Annotated in this window: 13 protein-coding genes; 3 read left to right on the top strand and 10 right to left on the bottom strand. The window is 44.1% G+C overall.

What is annotated here, in order from left to right; genetic code table 11:
- Positions 1 to 4: 4 nt before the first annotated feature.
- Both nagZ and AAAA78_RS17760 read right to left on the bottom strand, forming a co-directional pair.
- Positions 5 to 1,117 (bottom strand): beta-N-acetylhexosaminidase, encoded by a 1,113-nt coding sequence (gene nagZ / locus AAAA78_RS17765; protein ID WP_340593475.1) that lies wholly within the window; start codon positions 1,115 to 1,117, stop codon positions 5 to 7.
- A 2-nt stretch (positions 1,118 to 1,119) separates the two neighbouring features.
- Complete coding sequence (locus tag AAAA78_RS17760) at positions 1,120 to 1,992, bottom strand: hypothetical protein (protein WP_340593474.1); 873 nt, start codon at positions 1,990 to 1,992, stop codon at positions 1,120 to 1,122.
- 134 nt (positions 1,993 to 2,126) lie between these two features.
- Between AAAA78_RS17760 and AAAA78_RS17755 the strand changes: the two genes are divergently transcribed.
- From AAAA78_RS17755 to AAAA78_RS17745, 3 genes are all read left to right on the top strand, one after another.
- Entirely contained in the window at positions 2,127 to 4,391 is a 2,265-nt protein-coding gene (locus AAAA78_RS17755; RefSeq protein ID WP_340593473.1) for a Tad domain-containing protein, read from the top strand.
- 94 nt (positions 4,392 to 4,485) lie between these two features.
- Complete coding sequence (locus AAAA78_RS17750) at positions 4,486 to 6,000, top strand: hypothetical protein (RefSeq protein ID WP_340593472.1); 1,515 nt, start codon at positions 4,486 to 4,488, stop codon at positions 5,998 to 6,000.
- A gap of 11 nt (positions 6,001 to 6,011) precedes the next feature.
- Positions 6,012 to 6,974 (top strand): hypothetical protein, encoded by a 963-nt coding sequence (locus AAAA78_RS17745; RefSeq protein ID WP_340593471.1) that lies wholly within the window; start codon positions 6,012 to 6,014, stop codon positions 6,972 to 6,974.
- A gap of 32 nt (positions 6,975 to 7,006) precedes the next feature.
- Here AAAA78_RS17745 and AAAA78_RS17740 read toward each other — a convergent pair whose 3' ends face one another.
- The 8 genes from AAAA78_RS17740 to AAAA78_RS17705 form a co-directional block, all read right to left on the bottom strand.
- Positions 7,007 to 8,002, bottom strand: coding sequence for a sugar phosphate nucleotidyltransferase (locus AAAA78_RS17740; RefSeq protein ID WP_340593470.1), 996 nt, complete (start codon positions 8,000 to 8,002; stop codon positions 7,007 to 7,009).
- On the bottom strand, positions 7,999 to 9,033 hold the full coding sequence (locus AAAA78_RS17735; protein ID WP_340593469.1) for an aminoglycoside phosphotransferase family protein: 1,035 nt from the start codon (positions 9,031 to 9,033) through the stop codon (positions 7,999 to 8,001). Before AAAA78_RS17735 ends, AAAA78_RS17740 begins: the two co-directional genes overlap by 4 nt.
- Positions 9,034 to 9,065: 32 nt before the next feature.
- Positions 9,066 to 9,938 carry a hypothetical protein gene (locus AAAA78_RS17730; protein ID WP_340593468.1) on the bottom strand — a complete coding sequence of 291 codons (873 nt, stop codon included), beginning with the start codon at positions 9,936 to 9,938 and terminating at the stop codon, positions 9,066 to 9,068.
- A 201-nt stretch (positions 9,939 to 10,139) separates the two neighbouring features.
- Positions 10,140 to 11,078, bottom strand: coding sequence for an SRPBCC family protein (locus tag AAAA78_RS17725; protein ID WP_340593467.1), 939 nt, complete (start codon positions 11,076 to 11,078; stop codon positions 10,140 to 10,142).
- 138 nt (positions 11,079 to 11,216) lie between these two features.
- On the bottom strand, positions 11,217 to 12,773 hold the full coding sequence (locus tag AAAA78_RS17720) for a sigma-54 interaction domain-containing protein (RefSeq protein WP_295902487.1): 1,557 nt from the start codon (positions 12,771 to 12,773) through the stop codon (positions 11,217 to 11,219).
- A gap of 203 nt (positions 12,774 to 12,976) precedes the next feature.
- On the bottom strand, positions 12,977 to 14,695 hold the full coding sequence (locus AAAA78_RS17715) for an ABC transporter ATP-binding protein (RefSeq protein ID WP_340593466.1): 1,719 nt from the start codon (positions 14,693 to 14,695) through the stop codon (positions 12,977 to 12,979).
- Positions 14,696 to 14,716: 21 nt separating this feature from the next.
- Positions 14,717 to 17,644, bottom strand: coding sequence for an excinuclease ABC subunit UvrA (gene uvrA / locus AAAA78_RS17710; RefSeq protein ID WP_340593465.1), 2,928 nt, complete (start codon positions 17,642 to 17,644; stop codon positions 14,717 to 14,719).
- Positions 17,641 to 20,319 carry a penicillin-binding protein 1A gene (locus AAAA78_RS17705; RefSeq protein WP_340593463.1) on the bottom strand — a complete coding sequence of 893 codons (2,679 nt, stop codon included), beginning with the start codon at positions 20,317 to 20,319 and terminating at the stop codon, positions 17,641 to 17,643. The genes uvrA and AAAA78_RS17705 overlap by 4 nt, the downstream gene beginning before the upstream one ends.
- Positions 20,320 to 20,333 lie beyond the last annotated feature (14 nt).

The following is a 20,333-nucleotide window of genomic DNA, read 5'->3' as shown; positions in this document are numbered from 1 at the left end:
TTTTTTACTCTGGAAGAAGGCCGTCGGGGATTTGGCCGTTGGCGATCGCAGAGGCGATTTTTAAATGGTCAGGATGTCCCACAATGTTGACGACTTCAGACATGGGAAGTGGATCGGGTTGAGTGATCTTTGCTTTTTTAAGATCCATGATGCGACGGTAACTCGCTTCTAAATCTGTTTTTTGCAAAGAACCTTGTGCTGTCGCTTCAAGAACGGCTTCGAAAGCCTGAGGTGGAACCTCAGGGTCATTGCAATACAAAAGCAAATCAACGCCGGCTTTCAATGCGCGCACTGGAACCTCTTCAATTCCATAATGTTTTGTCATCGCTTTCATTCCTAGGTCATCAGTGATGATCAAACCACGGTAGCGGCACTCATCACGGATAATTTTTTGTATGAAAGTTTCAGACAAAGTTACAGGCCACTCGGGATCGATCTTCGGGAATTTAATATGCGAAGTCATGACCATGTCGACACGAGCCTTGAATGTTTTTTTGAATGGAATCAACTCACAAGATTCAAGACGAGCCATATCGACGTTTTCAACTGGAAGATCTTCGTGGCTATCAATGATGGTGTTGCCATGACCAGGGAAGTGTTTTGCACATGTGATGATGTCTGATTTGATATAACCGCGCACCAACGCAGAAGCATGTTTCGCGACCATCTCTGGATCGGAACTGATCGAACGATCTCCGATCACCGTGTTTGCGGGATTTGTAAACACGTCCACGCAGGGAGCAAAATCCAAATTAATGCCAACAGCTTTTAATTCTTGTCCCATTCGATTCGCAAAATGGAAAGAAACCGTCGGTGCATCGAGATCTCCGAGCTTGCGAAGCGGAGGCCACACAGTGAAAGGAGGTTTCAAGCGATGAACACGTCCACCTTCCATATCAATCCCGATAAAAAGAGGAGCTTTGTCAGCTTGTTTGTGACGAAGAGATTGAATTTCCGCGCACAGATCGTGAACTTGTTTTGGGTCAGCGACATTTCGTCCAAAAAGGCAAACACCGCCAATATTGTTATCTACGATGAATTTCTTTTCGTCAGCAGTCAGAGCGTGTCCAGAAACGCCAATGAAGAAATGCTGACCAATGATGTGATTCATGCTCATGCTTAATGTCCTTTACTATCCGCTTTCTCAGGTTGAGCTTTAAGAATAATTCCTTGTCCTTGGGGCACTCCCATCTGCTTGGATGGTGCGGGTGCTTTTGATTCAGCCTCTTTTAGTTTGGCTGATCTGACAACGACGTTGGCTTGTCCCTCAGGAACAGAACCAAAAAGTGTTTTCAAAAGAGTGGGGCTATAAGGAAGTCCCGCTGTCGCCTCAGAAGGTGTGCCTACAAGTTCTGTCGTGATACCTTGGCCCATGGCATTTGTGCCAAGAACTTCACCGCGTTCATTGACGTAGCTTAGAAATTTAATGTCTTTGAAGGTGTTAAGAATTTTAAAAGCTTTAAACCCGTTGAAAGTTTCTTCTTTTCCGACCAGAGCTTGGCCTTTATAGATGGCAGCATCTTCTTCGGCGATGGCTTGATATTCGTAGTTTGTTTCCGATTTTAGGCCTTCTTTACTTTTCAACATCAAATACACAAGGAAAGTAGAAAGGAATGTGCCTTTAGGAACTTTCTTTTCGATTCGTTGAATTTTGCCGTTATGTTTGACGACGGCACTGAGATTTCCAGCTTTGAATTTCGCATCAATCGTTTTGCTCTCTTTGCCCGCGAGTGTCGTGTACTCATATGAAATGGGACCTAGTTCGGCGTCAGCGTAAGCCTTCAAGCTCTCAGTGACTTCAGTGGGGCCCTTTCCGGTTTTCAGGAAATAAGTAGAGATGAATTGTTTTTTCTTAGCGTCAAATTCATAACGGCTGATGACGTAACCAATGTGTTGCTCTCCAGAGAGAATTTTCGAATATCCCTCAAACAAAATATCCGCCTGAGCGTTTGAAGCTCTCAATACGGAAAAACTGATAAGCAAGGCGAGCATGAATCGGACCATCGTCGAGTTCCCTTCGTAGAACTATGTCCAAAAGTCTGTCATCTCACTATAGAACAAGTCAAAGTTTTAGAGGTCGAGTTGTTGCCTCAAGAGCAATCCTACGAGAGAATGTTTAAACACAGATGTTAAACAAACGAAGCACATTTACGCAGAATCTTAACAACCGCAAAGGGCAAGTCGCTCTTTTCATCGCTTTGATTTTCCAAATTTTGTTTTTATTTTTTGCGATGGTTATCAATGTCGGTTTGCTCGTGCATCACAAAATCAATCTGCAAAACTCGGTGGATCTTGCCGCTTACTACGGAGCGATGAAACAAGCTGAAGGCATGAACGTCATTGCTCATACCAATTATCAAATCCGTCAAAGCTGGAAGTTGTTAACGTGGCGTTACCGCATGTTGGGGAGTGCCGGGGATTTCGAGGAACATCCATTTGATAAAGTGACAAGAGGCCTCAAGGGAAGTGATGAGGACGGCATCAATATGTCGGCGGAAGATTTTTATAATGCCCCTGCATTCTGCATCACGTATATCCCTTTCAAGCCAATGCCGCCCGAAGAGAATACTTGTAAATCACTGAAGAACCTCAGCGGAATTAAAATTTTCACTCCGCCTCCTGTTTTCATCGACTTACCTAACGTGAGTAGATCTGTTCGAACATTGTCTGAACAAATGCGAAGTAAAGCCTTTGAGCGTTGCAGAGACTTTGGCTCGTTCAATTATAAAATTTTAGGTAGCTTTGTAGTTGGCTATAATATTGACCAAGCCAGCCGTATGGAGTTCATCAACTATCTCGCAAGAGCAATGAGCCCCGATGACCCTAAAGCTGACTTTTATGATATTGATGGTCAAAGTGTCCGTGAAGGAATCAAAAAGACGCTCTTCAACAATCTGACTTCCGCGAATCTTGATTCCATGAAGAAGAATGAAACTTTCGAAATTTATAATTCTCTTGGAAATCCAAACTGCAATAAATCTGGTGTTCAGTCCGGTGCTCCACCGAAGTGGTTGGTTCCGATAAAAATTGCTCCGGGTTTTGTCTATGTAGATACTGTCTGCGAAGGCGCTTCTAATACGATTCGTCCGAAAAAGATGATGCTGCAAAAAGACAATAAGCCGACGCACTATAAAAATACTATTTTCGCCTCAGAGATCGATGAGATTGCCGAGTTTATTCGTGTTGCTGCACCACCATTAGAAAGTCCTTATAATTTCTCAGTTGGTGTCGAAAAAAATCCTTATTGTATGGCTTATGTCGGAGTGTCCGCTACAACGCAGCCGAATATTCCATTTTCTCCATTTGGAGCTGTGACGCTAAAAGCGCGAGCATTTTATAAACCCTTCGGGGGACGAATTGGTCCATGGGTTGGTAGAACTTGGCGATCAAAACAAGTTCCGAGCAAAGGTTCGGATCAGTTGGCAAGATCAAGTCAGCTGGATCCTAATATCCCACCGAGAGTTATTGATGTCGGAAATATCGGAGATCCGGCCGATCCATCTCGCGCAGCAAACTACAGTCGTTTTATTGGCGATCAGTGGGGGTTGAAAAGTAGACGTGCTTTATTCCAATATGGACAAGCAGTTTATAAGCTCGATCCTTTGTGGCAAGGCTCAAACAATTACAATCCTCCTATTCCAGATCCTAACGGCGTTTATTACGGCGACTCAGCTCCTAACTTTGAACACTGGAGACACTTGCCATTTAACTTTTATCGCAAGGATGACACACAAGATATTATGGCGTGGGATTCCGGAAAGAATACTCCATCGGGAATGCGCGATTTAGAAATGAGCGCCGTTTTGCCTGACGCGTTTGATTTTGCTTATTACTCAATCCAACCAAACTTTTATCAAACTTACTATAAGCGCATCAAAGACGGGTTCCTGAAAGGACCCGGCGCAGGTTATTACACTCAAGGTCCTCCAGCTTTAGGTTCGAGAGAATTTTTGGGAGATCTTGGCACTCACAAGGGCGGCGGTAAAGTCGGCGGCGTGAACTATGATGAATTTAGCGTGAAAGATCAATACACTGTCGTGAAGAACAGTGGTCATCTTCGCAACTTTGTCGATATTGAATCGAAACTGACTTATATCTCTAAACAATGGGAGCACGCTTTAACGGGATGGGCTCCGCAAAGTTTGATGGATTATAGTTTGGATACGAACAAATTCGGGAAATGCAAAACTTATCCAAAAGGCGCGAATTCAGGAAATCCTAATACGGATGTTGAAGTCCCGACATCGGGAAATTGTGTTATGGGCGGCTCTGTTGGCTATTCTGTAAAACTAATTTCTTCGGATTACCTAAGATCAGAAATTCGCAACATCGGTGGTGATGGTGTGAACGGAACTCTTCTCAATCCGCCTCCTCCTGACAACGAATTCTAATTTATTCCTTCTAGAGCGTCTCATTTCGAGACGCAAAAATATTATTCAAGACCCGTCGACTTTTGTCCGAAAAGTGAGACATAGGGGAATCTTTATGATTAGGGTCATTTCTAAACAACTCACGCTTGCGTTGACAGTCATTTCTTTTTCCTTATCTCCAATTCATGTCTTTGCCCAAGATAAAGATGGTAAAGGTGGGGAAGTAGTCAATGCGCCGAAAGACGCAAACATCGCGAGTGATCCAGGCGGTGGCGCGCCAGCAGGCCTTGACACTTCTAAGGGTGGTCCTACCGGCAACGATAGCTCTGGAAAGAAGCTTGATGATGCTCCTATGGACAATGCGATTAACTCATTGAAACAAGCTAAAGGAATGTCGGCAACTATGGTAACGCCGACATTTGAAGTAATTACCAAAGAGTACGCTGAATACAAACCGACGAAAGAAAGCTGTGTTTCGAGACACGCTGGGGCAGCTAATGCATGTTTGGAACATTTAAGTCCTAACATTTTAACGGGTATCACGACTCTTAATACAATCTTGTCTACATTAGGTGGGGCAGCAGTAAAAGATCAATGTAGTGGTTTTGCAAATGCAATGGATATTGCTAAGGCGGCAATGACTGCTTATACAGCGGCTTGTGGAACTATGAAAGCAGGTTGTGGTCTTTCTTGTGTTGGTGCAAGGAAGGGCCTTGAAAAAATGCAAAAGGCAAAGTCAGGACTAGCGACTTGTCCGGACCCTAACGATACTGCGTGCCCTGGAGCGGCTAAGGCATACAATGCTGCTTTAGGATCTCTAGATTCAGCAGCGGCCAAAGAATTGGTTCCCGGACAAGAAGAAAGCATGGCTGGTAAAGCGAAACTGTGCACGGAAAAATATGCCCAGCTTCTAACTTCAGGTCTCGCGGGTATTGCTTCACTTTTGAACTCGATCAATCAAGGTAAAAAGTGTGAAGAGGAATCCAATGGTAGCACGACTCCTCAAGTGGCAGACGTGTGTTCGGATCCTGCCAAAGCACAGACGGAAGAATGTCTTTGTAAAAATCCTCAGTCACCACAATGTATCTGTTTTAAAAATCCAAGAACTGCGGGTTGCTCGACAGGACTTGCAGGTGTTGGCGAAAACTCAGCGGGTAGTCAGGTGGCAACAGGTGCTACGGATAAATCCAATGTCGTTGCTTCAGCGGGCACACCTAATCTAGGTGGTGGCGATGGCGGCATGCAGTTGGGCGAAAGAAATCCTAGCAGTGCTGATGGTGGTGGTATTGGTGCTCCAACAGGCGGCGGTGCGGGCCTTGGTGGCAGTGGCGGCGGTTCCGGTGGCGGAGCTGGCGGTCGCGGTGAAGAATCTGCAGGTAAAAAAGGTCTTGATACAAATATCCTAGGTGGAACTGGCGGCGGTGGCGGCGGCGGTTCTTGGGGCGCTTATGGTGGCGGTAGCAGCAGTGAAAAATACCGCGCATATCTTCCTGGCGGAGCAAAAGACCCGAACAAAGCTGCGGGTCAACAAGCGTGGACGAAAGAAGTCACTGGACAAGGTGGCAAGTCGAACTGGGAAAAAGTGAAAGAGCGCTACCGTGATAACAAAAACACTTTGTTGAATAATTAAGGGGCGAAGTTATGACGAAGTCGATTATCAAATACACTGTCGCTTTGCTAATGGCCTTACAGCCTTCAGTGTTATTCGCTGCAGGCACGACAACGACAACGGGGAATTCATCTAAAGGTGTTGAAACAAGTGGTTCTTCACAAAATGGTGCTTCCGTAAAACAAGGTGCCGATCAAACTGCGAGCGCAAATAAAGGAGCCGCCGGCCAACAAGCGATGGCAGGTGCGATGATGTTTGCAATGTCTGCGGCAGCTGCAGCAGCTCAGCAATACGGGACGGCAGCAATGCTTGCGGGTTTAGGAATTCTTTCGATGCTGCAAAGTGGTCAGCACGGAAAAACAGCCGGAGCTGCAGGTTTAACAGGTTATCAATCGAATGGTTACGGTGACAGTCCTTACGACTACGGATCAGGCATCAACGATCCGAACAATCCTATTAATAAAGACCCGAGTGTAAAAGCCATGGGTTCGAATATCAAAAAACTTCAAGACGCCGGAATTCTTGATGCGAAGTTAGGGAAGATCACAACTCCCGACGGAAAATCCTATAAACCATCAGACTTCGCTTCTGAAGGAGCTATGGCAGCGGCAGGATTTTCAAGTGGCGCTATTGCAGGTGCGGTAGCTACTTATGAAGAGATTCAAAAAAGAGCTGCAGCAAAAGCAGAAAAAATGAAATTGGGCGCGCTTACGGCAGCTAGTGGTTACGAAGAAGGCGGCGGTGGCGGCGGCGCTGGAGCTGGCGTCGGTTCTTCTGATGAATCAGGAGCAGGAGTGGCAGCGGGTGGCCCTGCGGTTGCTCCAATTGGTATTGATCGTGATCCTTCAAGTCTTGCGGGTATGCAGAAGAACTACAATGGTGAGCCTATCGGTGTCGCTGCTGACAGTATCTTCTTAATGATGACTCGTCGATATAAAGTGAAAGAAAGCCAAGAGTCTTTCTACACTGATGCAGAGCTAGCTCTACAAAAATAAGGAAAAGGTACCAGGTACCTTTTTCCTCTCTTCTACAAAAACATTTTATCTGAGGCTTCGGTGTTTGCGGGAATCGCAACACCGGCGCCGACAATCACGTTCTTTAAACGTGCATTTGCGCCGATAACACTTCCCTTTCCACATACAAGCAAACCTTCTACTTGTGCAGAATTATCAATCTGTGAACTTTTAGAAATCACAAGGTGCGCAGAAGCCTGCTTTCTTGCTTCAACGGATTCAGGAGCAAAGTCTTTGAGCGTTGCTTGCAAGGCTTCTTTCTGAAAAGAGGCTTGAGGGTTTACAAGATACTGAGAGCATTTCTCAGAAGCCTCAAGAAAGTCCCTTGGATTTCCTGTTTCAAACCAACTGCATTCAAAAGGAAAAGCCTGAACGAGATCTCCGTTTTTAATTCCAGCTACTAAAGCGTCATATAAAATATTTGACTCACCACTGAGCGGAATATAATCAAAAACTTTTTCAGAAAGAATTTGCACACCCACAAAGTGCCAACCCTTTTGTGCACCGGGAATCGAGGATTTTCCAAAACCAAGAACTTTATTCTGCGGATCAGCCCAAACTCCGCCAAACTGTGTTCCCACGCGAGGATCATCCATAACTAAGATTGTCGCCAAGGCCCCCGTTCGCTTGTGGTGTTCAAAAGCCTTTTTTAAAACTTGAGGATCTTTAGGAAGAATCACTTCATCCGCATTCATCATGACGAAATCGCCGCCACCGATAAAATGTTTGCGAGCATTTCCCAGTCCACCACCACTTCCTAAAATTTGTCCCACTTCATCAGAGAAATGCAGACTTTGTGCTTTGTGAGGAAGTGTGTGGAAAAGTTCGTGGATTTTTTTGGGAAGGTGATAAGTGTTAACGACAAGTTTATTAATCGTGTTACCACGTAAGACACTTAACGAATGAGCTGCAAGGGGCACTGTTAAAAAAGGAATGGCCGGCTTAGGAAGAATCTCAGTGTAAGGGCGAAGACGTGTGCCTTCGCCTGCCGCCAGAAGCATTACATTCATAAAGATTCGTACTTTCTTTCAAGAGCACCTGAATCAATCAAGACATCCGCAAAAGTTTTATACTCTGGGAATTCGTTGATTGCCTTCATCACTCGACGAAGAGTTCCTGAAAGATATTTTAAATAACGACGGTCTTCACGGAGATGATAAAAGCTGGCAAAACTTCCGCAAGCTTTAAAACAGCGTTGGATAGACTGCAGTTCATAAACACGGTCAAAGTGTTCGCGAGAGAAATCTTTAGGCAAATACTGCTTAGATTTTTCCAAATAGTAATTGATCAGGTTTTTTGCCATTGCATCGTTCATGTCGACATAAGAGTCGCGCATAAGACTGACAAGATCGTACTGAATCGGTCCCAAACGCGCATCCTGGAAATCAATCACGCTCATCTGATCCAGTTTGATCATCAAATTGCGAGAGTGATAATCACGGTGAGCAATGCGTTTCGGTTCTTTGTCCAAGCGAGAGCAAATATCCAAAAAGATATTGGCCATTTCTTTGTTTAAAGCATCGCTAAATTGAAACTTCAAAATTCCGGAAAGCAAATTGTCTTTTCCGTAGTTCATTTCCCACATGAATTTTTCAGTATCAAATTTAATCTTAAAAGCAGTGCAGTCAGATTGATCCAAAGTCGCCGGATGATGAATTTTAACGATTTCATCAACGGCCATTTGATAGAACTCAGTGGCCGCTTCTTGATTTTGGCTTTCCCAGAATTTTCTTTCTAAAGTGAGGTCGCCAAGATCCTCAAGTAAAACCAAGCCCTCTTCTGGAGACATCGCAATCACTTGCGGCACATGAACACCGTTCTTAGCAAAGTGATTCAGAACGCTTAGAAACGGATAATTTTCAGGTTGGAATGGTTCCCAGCGCATCAAAACCCAAGATTGATGATCCAAAACGACGCGATAGTAGCGACGGTTGGAAGCGTCTCCGGCCAAAGAAAAAACTTTGTAAGCGTTGGAGTTTAATGAGCGAGTAAGAAATGGATTTAAAAATTCATCATGAGTGACCATAAGAAAAATTCTCACAGACACTCATGTTATTTTCAAGGATTAAACATTTAAGCGTCGATGGGTGAGTCTTTCATAAAGAACAACTCCAATACTTCTTTAAGACCTTGCGTCGTTAAAGGAGCACGATCGACCTCAAAACAATTCACAGAAAGTTCGTCGACTAAATTTGAATTCAAAGTCGACTTACCTAGTTCATCAAGATTCTTCAAAGAGCTTGTAATCAAAAGAGGTTCGTCTGTAGAGCGTTCTTCTGCAATGTAATCCATTAGAAGCTCTTGCTCCGCAGGATTTAGATTTTCAACATTCTCTACGAAGATGGTCATTGCGCCCATTTTTGCGATGTCTTGGGCTGAGTGCAATTGGCCTTTAATATCGTTAAACGGGACGAAAGCCCAACGACCGGTCAACTCGTGAAGTTGCAAAGCCACTTTTTTGTTGGTGTTTTCAGAGCGTCCTTCAAGATGAATTAGATGAGAAATCAATTCGGTCTCTGGACTTTCGTTGAGGACCTCAAGATTGTCGTTCAAAATATCATCAATAGATGGAAGAGGCTCTTCACCGAACAAACGAACATTATCTAAGTTCAATTGAGCACGGTTGAGTTCGACCAGGTTGGCTTCTTTTTGATCCAAATACCATTTGTACATCGCTGGCTCTAAAACCATGCGCACAAGTTGAGTCACCCCTTGGCGTTTTTCTGCATTGAGATCATCAGCAGAAGGCACAACAGCAGTTCCCAAAATAGATCCGTTCACGCGGATCGGAATGTGAAGATCACGCCCCCGCGTGAAAGCATCTTCTGAAGTTCCAAGCTCTGCCAGATCCATCAATTGACGAATCTGTAAACCCTTCCCATAGCGGCTGGCGAGAATTTGCTTCAGTCGATTTACGAATGAGCTATCCAATGTTGAGTTCTGCATAAACCACGTATCCCCTTAACACACAGACTCTTAATACAAGAGTAGTGCCAAGATTTGTCGCCCTAGGGATTGTCATGTGATTTAGGGAGGTTAAGCGTGTTGCGTGTTTAAAAAATGATCTCTTCTGGACCCCGTAAAAAACCGCTAAATTTCGATCACATCGGTAATTTCTTTAGGGTGGGGAGCCCAAAAGGGCACCCACTATTTAATAGGTAAAGTGATTTGCGTGTGAATATCTTTTTCAGGCCGCCCATCAGGCATCGTTTTATAAAGTTCATACATAGGGATGCTCTTTGCGACTTTCTTTTTCTTACCGCGCTGATAACTCACGATCATGGACCATGGATTTCCGATGTTGCGATAAGGACCATAGTAATCAACGACAAGTGCTTTGTGATTTGGAACTTGTGTGACTTCAAAGTCTTTAGGAATCTTTGGATGCTGATTCGATTTATAAAGATATCCCGCCGTAAAAGTCGAAGTGCCGTGAGGAATGTCGTGCTTGTGACTTAAAGTCACGATGCCATCAGGAGGAGTAAGCTCGCCACTTTGAAGGCGCTTATTCAAGTCCTCGAAATCAGCACGAATCGTCGTTCCTAAATCCGAAATCTTACTGGTCGTTTTTCTGCCGATAACTTGAAAGCCAGGGAGTTCTTTTTCTCCTTGATAGATAGAGCGAGAAACCACAGAACCGGTTTCAGCATATTCTTTCAACATTTTTAGGCCGCGCTCAAAATCATTGCCGATGTAGGCTGCCATCATGTTTTTAAAAGCGAACATGAACCACGGAAGATTTGAATTCATCGTCCAAGTGACTTTGCATTGTTGAGGCGAAACTTCTTTTACGTCAAAGATCGCTTCAGCAAAACTTTTCCACGGCGTGAAGAATTCCAAATTCATTTTCATCAACTGATTTTTCTGAAGATCAACAATCGTCATGCGACCTGAGCCGATGACCTCGCCTTCCCAAGATTGTGTTTGTCCTACTTGCCCTGAAATTCCCGAAGATTGAGTTTTGGCGGTAGGTTCACTTTGCATCCACGGGGACCAAGTATTCCATTGCTTAAGATCGGCAATGATATTGAAGACGGTCTGTTGTGGCTTTTCAATATTGATACTGCGTTGAATTTGAACCTTCATAGAACGAACTCCTTGAAGATTCTTATTGTAGGAGAGAAGAATTTTTTTGACCATCACTAAAATCGTGGTCACCGAGGACAATAAAAAAGCACGAATCTTTCGACTCGTGCTTTCTGGTTTTGTTTTTATATTTGGCTGTTATCTAGCAAGCTTACGCTTATCAAGACCGTATTTTTCAACTTTCATGATAAGACCCGCGCGGCTGATACCAAGCTCTTTGGCAAGTTTGGATTTGTTCCAACCTGTGCGGCGCAGACCTTCGCGGATCATTTCGCGCTCAAGATCTTCCAACGCGTCTTTCAACTTACCTTGCAAACGAGAACCTTGAACTTTGTTCTTTTCGCCTGCTTCCAAAACTTTTGGAGAAAGAAGTTCTGCCATCAATTTTGTTTCGTCGCCGGAAAGAACACAAAGTCTTTCGATTTCATTTTGCAATTCACGAACGTTACCTGGCCATGGATAGTCGTACAACTTTTCCAAAGCACGTTTTGTGATTTGGCGTTTTGGTCCACCTTGTTGATCGTGGATTTTATTTAAGAAGAAATCCACTAGGAATGGAATATCTTCTTTACGCTCACGAAGAGGCGGAACACGGATATTGATAACGTTCAAACGGTAGTACAAGTCTTCACGGAACGTACCTTGCTCAACCATCTCTTTGAGGTTGCGGTTTGTCGCCGCTACGATACGCACGTCTACTTTTCTAGACTCTGTCGCACCGACTGGCATGAACGTACCTTCTTGCAATACGCGAAGAAGTTTGACTTGCATTTGTGGAGACGTATCCCCGATCTCATCGAGGAAGAAAGTTCCTTTGTCAGCCATCTCGAAAAGACCTTTTTTGTCTTTCAAGGCGCCTGTGAACGATCCTTTCACGTGACCAAAAAGTTCTGATTCCAAAAGGTTGTCATTGAATGCAGAACAGTTTTGGATAACGAAAGGTTTGTCTTTACGGTTGGAGTTGTAGTGGATTGATTTTGCAATCAACTCTTTACCTGTACCGTTTTCCCCTTGGACAAGAACTGTTGAATCCGCACCTTTGATTTTATCAAGAAGAGCGTACAACGATTGCATTGGTTTAGATTTACCAATCATGTTGTCGTACTTGAAACGATTGCCAAGTTCTTTGTTCAATTCTTTGATGCGGTCTTCACGAGAAGAGATTTCCAAGTGAAGAGTCACGATCTCTTGAGCCACAAGTTCGCAAAGCTCATTGAAGTGCGCGCGTTCTTGATCGTCCAAGAATTTCAATTTGCCCAAACATTTTTCAATCACTTCGCCGGACATACCGAAAGCGGCTAAGCGCTCACGGATTTCGCTCATGCGAGCTGTGAAGTTCGCTTCACGGAAGAAGCCCATAGCAACAACAGTTCCTACGCAGTCATTTTCGATCATGATAGGGAAGACACCAACGTCAAAACCCACCATGTCCCATTTGCGAAGGCTGAAACGATTTTGTGAAGTGCGAAGATCATCAAGTGATTTAGTTACAAGCTCGGCAATGCTTGCTTGTCCCGCTTCTTTTTTAACAAGAGCGTTGATAGCTGGGTTGTTGAATGTGATTTTATCAGAATCATATCCTTTCAACATTCCACGCTCGTCCGTGAAGACAACGTCAATGTTCCACCACGCGCTGAGAATTTGTTTGAGCTTGTTGATCACATGTATATGTTCAAACTCATCCCAATTAATCATAAATCAGTTCCTTTCAGTGAACGTAAAAAGTGTCGATTCTTTTATCGTCAAGAAAGTAGACGAACTTTAGAAGACTGTCTAAAAAGCGTGCAAACCTAGACTTAAGACGTGTACGCATGTCTCAGACTAATACAAATTGTTCGTGTATTCTAATGTGATGTCGAAGAGTTCCGACGCCATTTCGTCGAAACTGTTTGCAGTTCTTAGGTATGTTGAAGGCTGTGGAAACGGAAGTACTCACCTTGCTGATTGAGCAAGTTTTCGTGGTTGCCGATCTCAGCAATTTCTCCGTTTTTAAGGACAACGATTTTGTCGGCCTTTTGGATTGTCGAAAGTCTATGCGCTACAACGAGGGCTGTACGACCTTCCATCAAATGATCGATCCCTTTTTGAACTTCGATTTCGCTCGCTGTATCGAGAGCACTTGTCGCTTCATCCAGGATCAGCAGGGGAGCATCTTTAAACATCGCGCGCGCAATGCTCACACGTTGTTTTTCACCACCGGAAAGTAGGCTTCCGCGGTCGCCAACGCGGCTTTGATAGTTCGCTGGCATTTTCATAATAAAGTCATGGGCATTGGCCAATTTTGCCATATCCACAACTTTGGCGCGATCCCGTGTGTAGTCGCCAGCCCAAATGTTCTTTTCAATCGTATCACTGAAAAGGAACACGTCTTGAGTGACAAGAGCAATATTGCGACGAAGATCTTTAAGATCCATGTCTAAGATGTTCACGTCATCAAATAAAATTTCACCAGAAGTCGCGTCGAAGAATCTTTCTAACAAATTCACGATCGTTGACTTACCACTGCCGCTGGCGCCCACAAGGGCGACGACTTCACCACGGTTGATTTCAAGATTCACGTTCTTAAGGATTGTGTCCTTGCCGTAGCTGAATGTGACGTTTCTATAAGTGATCTTTTTCCAATTTTTTGGGAAAGGAACAGGGTTCGCAGTTTCACGAACTTCCGACGGATTTTCGATGATATCAAAAATACGACGAATTGAGATTACGACTTCTTGGATGCGAACATAAGCTTCTTGGATTTTCTTAATCGGCGCATTCACCATCAAAAGTGAAGCCACGAATCCAATAAAGTTACCCGCAGTTCCGCGTCCGGCTGCAATCTCATAGCTGTTATAAAGAAGAATCAAAGGAACAATCGCTGTGGCGATGAACTCTGTTGCAGGACCCGCAGCTTCCTGGCGTTTGTAAATTGTTTTGCGAATGTCGAGATACTTGTTTGTTTCATCAACCAGGCGTTTATTCATATCCTTTTCAAGATTGAAGGATTGAATAATACGAACGCCATCCAGACTTTCTTTAATCGTTGAAGTCATGTACTCCAAGACTTCACGCTCTTGAGGAATATACTTACGCATACTGCGAGCAATCGACTTAAGAACAACTCCGATCAATGGCGCAATCACAAGAACCGCCAGAGTCAATTTCCAGTCAATGATGATCAAGTTGGCAATAAGACCCACTAACAAAAGCGGATAAAGGAAAATATCAGCGACAACACGAAGGCCGTCTTGAATGATTTTAATATCGTTCAAGATACGACTGATCAATCCACCGGAACCTGCCGCGTAGTTGTTGTGGAAAGAAAGATTTAAACGCATGAACTTGTATTGAAGCTTTTCACGAATCGTTGATACGACACTTTCAGCAACGAAGTTCATGTTGTAGATGTGATAGTAACGCGCCAAAGCCTGAATAAAACCAAGACCAATAACGATAGGAACTTGTTTCATCAACTCTTGTTGATTGTTTGCTGAAAGAGCATCAAAAAGAACTTTGGATAGGAATGCCAAACGAGCTGTAGCTAGTGCATTTACAATTCCAGTGACAGCGACAACGCTGATTCGGCTTTTGTGAGGTTTTAATTCTGCAACTAGCTTTTTAATCTCTGGTAGCATTCTACTTCCGTCTAACGGGGACTAGGCGGTCCCGTCGATATAGCGTTTTAAGTACTGACCCGTCAGACTCTTTTTGACCTTCATAACGTCACTCGGAGAGCCCACGGCCACGATGTTTCCGCCTTTTTTACCCGCTTCTGGCCCGAGGTCAATAATATAATCGGAACTGCGAATCACATCGAGATTATGCTCTACCACGACGACACTGCCGCCAGTTTCAATGAGCTTGTTTAGAACCTTCATTAAAAGGTCCACTTCGCGGAAATGAAGCCCCGTTGTCGGTTCATCCAGGATGTACAAAGTCGATTTCTGTTGAACCTGAGAAAGCTCCTTAGCGATTTTAAGGCGCTGAGACTCACCACCGCTTAAAGAGTTGGCTGGCTGACCTAATTGCAGATAATCCAGGCCTACTTCTTTAAGAACGCTTAAAGGCTTACGGATGTTCGGATGAGCCACGAAAAAGTTCATAGCTTCATTCACAGTCATCGAAAGAATTTCATGAATATTTTTATTTTTATACTGAATCTCAAGAATCTCAGGACGGTATTTTTTTCCATCGCAGACATCACATGGAATCACAACGTTATCCATGAACATCATATCGATTTCTTCATAACCCGTTCCTTTGCAAGCAGGGCAACGACCTCCATCGACATTCAAGCTGAATGTTCCAGGAGTATAACCACGAGCCTGCGCTTCCTGAGTTGTCGCCATGATCGAGCGGATGGCATCGAAGGCTTTTAAGTAAGTAATCGGCGAACTGCGCGCTGATTTTCCAATCGGAGACTGGTCAATCAGAAGCACATTTTTAATATGCTCAACACCTTCAAGGGCGGCATAATCTTGTGCCGGAAGATATTCCAAATCCAGAGCGCGCGCCAAAGCCGGGTACAGGGTTTTTGAAATCAAAGTCGATTTTCCTGAACCGCTGACTCCAGTCACTGTCACCAAACGATTAAGTGGAATTGTCACATCCAGATTTTTTAAGTTGTGACCTTTCGCACCTTTAAGCTCCAGTTTCACCTTATAAGTTTCAACGTCCACAGGACGAATCGTGCGTAAAGGAGCATTGTGCTTAGAAGGTTTTAAGTAAGGAACTGTGTTTGATTTTTCGTAGTTATAAAAATTTTCAGTCGTTCCAGAGTAAACGACTTCTCCACCGAGATATCCAGATCCTGGACCCATCTCAATGATATGCTCACTGGATTTAATCACGTCATGATCGTGTTCTACGATCACAAGGGTATTTCCAAGTTCTTTAAGATCTTTAAGAATTGAAATCAGTCGATCATTATCGCGAGGATGCAAACCCACGGTCGGCTCATCAAGAACATACAAGGCTTGTGATAAGCCCATGCCTAATTGATTTGCCAAAATCAAACGCTGGTATTCACCGCCAGAGAGAGTTCTGGTTTCACGGTTCAGTGACAAGTAATGAACCCCAACACGCATTAAAAATTCTAAGCGCGAACGGATTTGTTTTAAAACTTCACCAGCCACTTCCTGCTGATGAGGCGTCACTTCTAACTTTTGGAAAAAGCCATGAAGTTCTTCAATCGTCACGGAGGAAAGATCGTTGATGTTGGAACTTGCAATCAAAACGTGATTGGCTTCATTGCGCAAACGAGCACCCTTACAAGTTGGACACAAGAAAGGACTGCGGAAACGCGAGATGAATACACGCACGTGCATTTTGTATTTGATTTGATCCAAATATTCAAAAAGCCCTCGCACGCCGAAAAATTCTTTATTGCCGTTCCAAATCGTATCGCGATGTTCTTTCGGAAGATCTTTCCATGGAGTATGAACGTCGATCTTCGCTTTCTTGCAATACGCCAGAAGTTGTTTTTTCTCATGCGAAGCACTGGGCATCCAGAAAGGACTTAAAGCACCTTGAGCCAAACTGAGATTCGGATTCGGGATTACTTTTTCTTCGTCAATATCCAAAATATTTCCGAAGCCTTTACAAGTAGGACAAGCGCCAATCGGTGAATTAAAACTAAAAAGACGAGAACTCAATGGCGGTGGAGTGTAACCGCAAACAGGACACGAAGCCTCTTCACTGACTTGCAGGCGTTGACCTTCTGTTGTGAGGATCGTCGCTCTGCGAGTGACCAGAGTTGTATTGTATTTGATACTCGCTTCATACGCTTGAGTTAGAGAATCGGCAATACGACCACGTTCATCTTCGTTAAAGCTCATACGGTCAATAACTAGATAAAACGTTTCTTTCGGAAGACCTTTTTTAATTGCTGCTGCATCACCAATCTCAAGTACGGTACCCATTTCTTCTTGGGTCACACCACCAGGATTTGTTGGAACGACTTCAACAGTTTCTTTTTTTGAAGTTTTTTTGCCAGCAGCTTTTTTGGTCGCCTTTGCCGGAGCTTTTACCTCCGCCACTTTTGGAACATAGATACGCAAATATCCATCTTGCAAAAGGAGCGAATGCAGTTTCTTACCTTGAGCGACACGGCCTTCTTCGGTGATCTCCACAAGAATGTAACCGCGCTTGCCAGAAAAACTTTTAATCACTTTGTCTGTGGCTTCAGTGACACTTTCTTTTTCCGTGGGGCAGTGATGAATCGGGCAGTAAGATTTACCGATTTTTTCATAGAGCAAACGAAGATAGTCAATGATCTCAGTTGTCGTTCCCACCGTAGAGCGAGAACTCTTCACCGTATTTTTTTGCTCAATTGAAATCGCCGGAGGAATATTATTGATGCCTTCAATGTCAGGCTTTGGGGCTTTGTTCAGAAACTGACGAGCATAGTTGGACATGCTTTCAATAAAGCGGCGCTGGCCTTCGGCAAAAAGAGTCTCGAAGGCAAGCGATGACTTACCTGAACCACTGGGGCCGCAAATCACCGTCATAGATCCGACGGGAATTTTGACCTCAATGTTTTTTAAATTGTTTTGTTTCACCCCCCAGAGGTGAATATCTTTCATTCTGATAAATCCTGTTTGTAAAAGTCTGTGGCTTCTTCGGCCTTATTTGAAGAAGCTGTAGGTTCTGTTCCTTCAACAAAGGCCTGACGAATGATTTTCTTCGTCGCAGCTGAAGCGAGTTTGCCAGTGTCGGCGTCGATATTAGCAAACACGATTCCTTCCGGCACTGGGAAAGTCATCTGAGGCAGTCCGTCGTGAGCCGCTTTCATGTAATCGACCCAAATAGGTAACGCCGCACGTCCACCGACCTCGCCCTTACCAATACTTTTTTCTTTGTCAAAACCCACCCAAACGCCTGTGGCAATTTGCGGGCTGTAACCGATAAACCACGCGTCAAAGTAGTTGTTCGTCGTTCCTGTTTTACCAGCAACTTCGCGACCGACAGCGCGAGCACGTCCTCCGGTTCCACCTGGATCTTCGACAACACCTTTCAGCAATGTCGTCATCACATATGCCGTTGTTGGACGGATCAATTGATCTGCATCTTGGAAGAAAATTTTATCGTCCAATTTTGCATGTTTCGGATCCTTCTTCTGAAGCTCTTCGAGTTTCGCAGGGTCATTCACCATTTCTAAATACGCTTTACGACGAGTTTCAAAATCATCTGAGATAGTTTTGATTTCTTTATCAAAGCGTGTATCCAAAGAAACGTTTTGAATTAAAACTTTTCCATTCGCATCTTCAACCTTGTGAATAAGAAGCGGAGAAATGCGCTTTCCAAGTCGCCCGAACTCCGCAAATACTTTTGTCATTTCATACAAAGTCACGCTGCTGGATCCAAGGGCCAATGTAAAATCAGGATTCAGCGGGGAATAAATTCCTAAACGTCTTGCATACTCTGTTGCCCAAGGTACACCCACGTCTTCGATAATTTTGACTGTTGGAATATTCAAAGACTTCACAAGAGCATTGCGGAAAAGAATGTCTCCACCGAAACTCTTCGAGTGATTTGAAGGCTTCCAAACTTTCGGATCGCCTTGTCCTTCGGAATCATCCGCATTGCCGCCTTCTTCATAAACAATCGGCGCATCCATAATCGGTGTCGCAGGATTGTAGCCCTTGTCTAAAGCCGATGCATAAACAATGGCCTTAAACGCTGAACCGGTTTGACGGGGAGCTTGGATGGCGCGATTGAATTCGGATTTTCCAAAACTTGCGCCACCCACCATAGCCACGATGTCTTGCGAGCTTTGATCAAATGAAATCAAAGCACCTTCGACTTGCGGCTCTTGATCCAATTCCAATGCTAGGAATTTGGAGAAATCAGGCAAGGCTTGCGTCGGAGTTTTTTTCTTTGCGGCATTCGCCAAACGATTCGAAGAAAACTTGTCAGCCACGACTTTAACTAAAATCACGTCACCTTTTTTTAACGCTTCCGAAGGTTTTTTGATCGCGGCTAGATCGAAGCGGGCTTCTGTGTCAGGCTTACGTGCCCAAGTCATTGTTTCGATATCAATCAAACCTTGTGTTTCAGGCAAAGAGATATAAACCAATCCCGAAGCATCATCCACATTCGTCACAACACCTTGAACAGTGTCATTGATCTTGATGTACGGAGGAAGAAGAGGATGCTCTTTTGAGTCTTTCGCATTTTTTGTTGGAACAATGTCAGCGAATTTTCCGTCCGGAAGAATGGTTCTTTCAGGAGTGAAGTCAGAAATCAGTTTCTTCTGATTTTCTTTTAAGAACTCTGCAATATCGTCAGCCTCTGAAAGATTTTTTAAAGGGCCACGATAACCTTGGCGCTTATCCAAAGCTTTAAGACCTGCAAGCACGGACTCTTGCGCTGCCAATTGTTTATCCAGATCCAAGCTTGTGTAGATGCGAAGACCTTTATCCAAAACCATGTCTTCACCCAGTTGCGCTACGAGAAGCTGGCGAACTGTTTCTAAGAAGAACGGAGCATACTCTTCGTAGTTCTCACGCACGTAAACTTTCACAGGTTCTTTGATCGCAACTTCTGCTTCGGCTTTAGAGATATAGCCCACATCAGCCATACGACGAAGCACGTACATCTGTCTTTCTTTGGCTCTTAAAGGATTGCGAACAGGGCTATAACCGCTTGGTGCTTGCGGCAAACCTGCAAGAATTGCCATTTCAGGCAAAGTTAATTTACTGACCGATTTACGATAATAAACTTGTGCTGCTTGTTCGATACCGTGCGCACCTTGACCAAAATAAATCTGGTTCAAGTAAAGATACAAAATATCTTCTTTGCTTAAGTTTTTTTCCATCTCTAGAGCAAGCAAGATATCGCGCAATTTACGTGTCAAAGTTTTTTCTGAAGAAAGAAGTAAAGTCTTTGCAACCTGCTGAGTGATCGTTGATCCCCCTTGCACTGAACGTCCTGCGCGCAAGTTTGCAAGAGCCGCACGGAAGATCGCTTGAGGATTGATGCCTTTGTGTTGGAAGAACTGATCGTCTTCGGCCGCCAAGAAAGCATTCACTAGGTTTTTAGGAATTTTGTCGTAAGCAACCAGTGTTCTTCTTTCACGCAAAAACTCACCGATGCGTTTGCCATTGCGATCAAAAACTTGGCTCACAAGAAGTGGTTCGTAATCTTTAACGGTGATGAGTTGTGGAAGACCTGATTGGACAGACTTAACGATCAAATAAAGACTGAGAATTCCAATAAGACCAAGAGCGACGATAAACAGTAAGATCTTCTTTAACACAGGCGGGGGCTCCT

It is taken from the genome of Bdellovibrio sp. BCCA (genome assembly GCF_037996825.1).
Taxonomy (GTDB): domain Bacteria; phylum Bdellovibrionota; class Bdellovibrionia; order Bdellovibrionales; family Bdellovibrionaceae; genus Bdellovibrio.
The sequence above is the reverse complement of the archived record's forward strand: the minus strand, read 5'-3'. Positions and strand labels throughout refer to the sequence as shown.

Coding starts and splice junctions, on each gene's coding strand:
- nagZ (WP_340593475.1), bottom strand. CDS start 1,117: ATGAGCATGAATCACATCATTGGTCAGCATTTCTTCATTGGCGTTTCT.
- AAAA78_RS17760 (WP_340593474.1), bottom strand. CDS start 1,992: ATGCTCGCCTTGCTTATCAGTTTTTCCGTATTGAGAGCTTCAAACGCT.
- AAAA78_RS17755 (WP_340593473.1), top strand. CDS start 2,127: ATGTTAAACAAACGAAGCACATTTACGCAGAATCTTAACAACCGCAAA.
- AAAA78_RS17750 (WP_340593472.1), top strand. CDS start 4,486: ATGATTAGGGTCATTTCTAAACAACTCACGCTTGCGTTGACAGTCATT.
- AAAA78_RS17745 (WP_340593471.1), top strand. CDS start 6,012: ATGACGAAGTCGATTATCAAATACACTGTCGCTTTGCTAATGGCCTTA.
- AAAA78_RS17740 (WP_340593470.1), bottom strand. CDS start 8,002: ATGAATGTAATGCTTCTGGCGGCAGGCGAAGGCACACGTCTTCGCCCT.
- AAAA78_RS17730 (WP_340593468.1), bottom strand. CDS start 9,938: ATGCAGAACTCAACATTGGATAGCTCATTCGTAAATCGACTGAAGCAA.
- AAAA78_RS17725 (WP_340593467.1), bottom strand. CDS start 11,078: ATGAAGGTTCAAATTCAACGCAGTATCAATATTGAAAAGCCACAACAG.
- AAAA78_RS17720 (WP_295902487.1), bottom strand. CDS start 12,773: ATGATTAATTGGGATGAGTTTGAACATATACATGTGATCAACAAGCTC.
- AAAA78_RS17715 (WP_340593466.1), bottom strand. CDS start 14,695: ATGCTACCAGAGATTAAAAAGCTAGTTGCAGAATTAAAACCTCACAAA.
- uvrA (WP_340593465.1), bottom strand. CDS start 17,644: ATGAAAGATATTCACCTCTGGGGGGTGAAACAAAACAATTTAAAAAAC.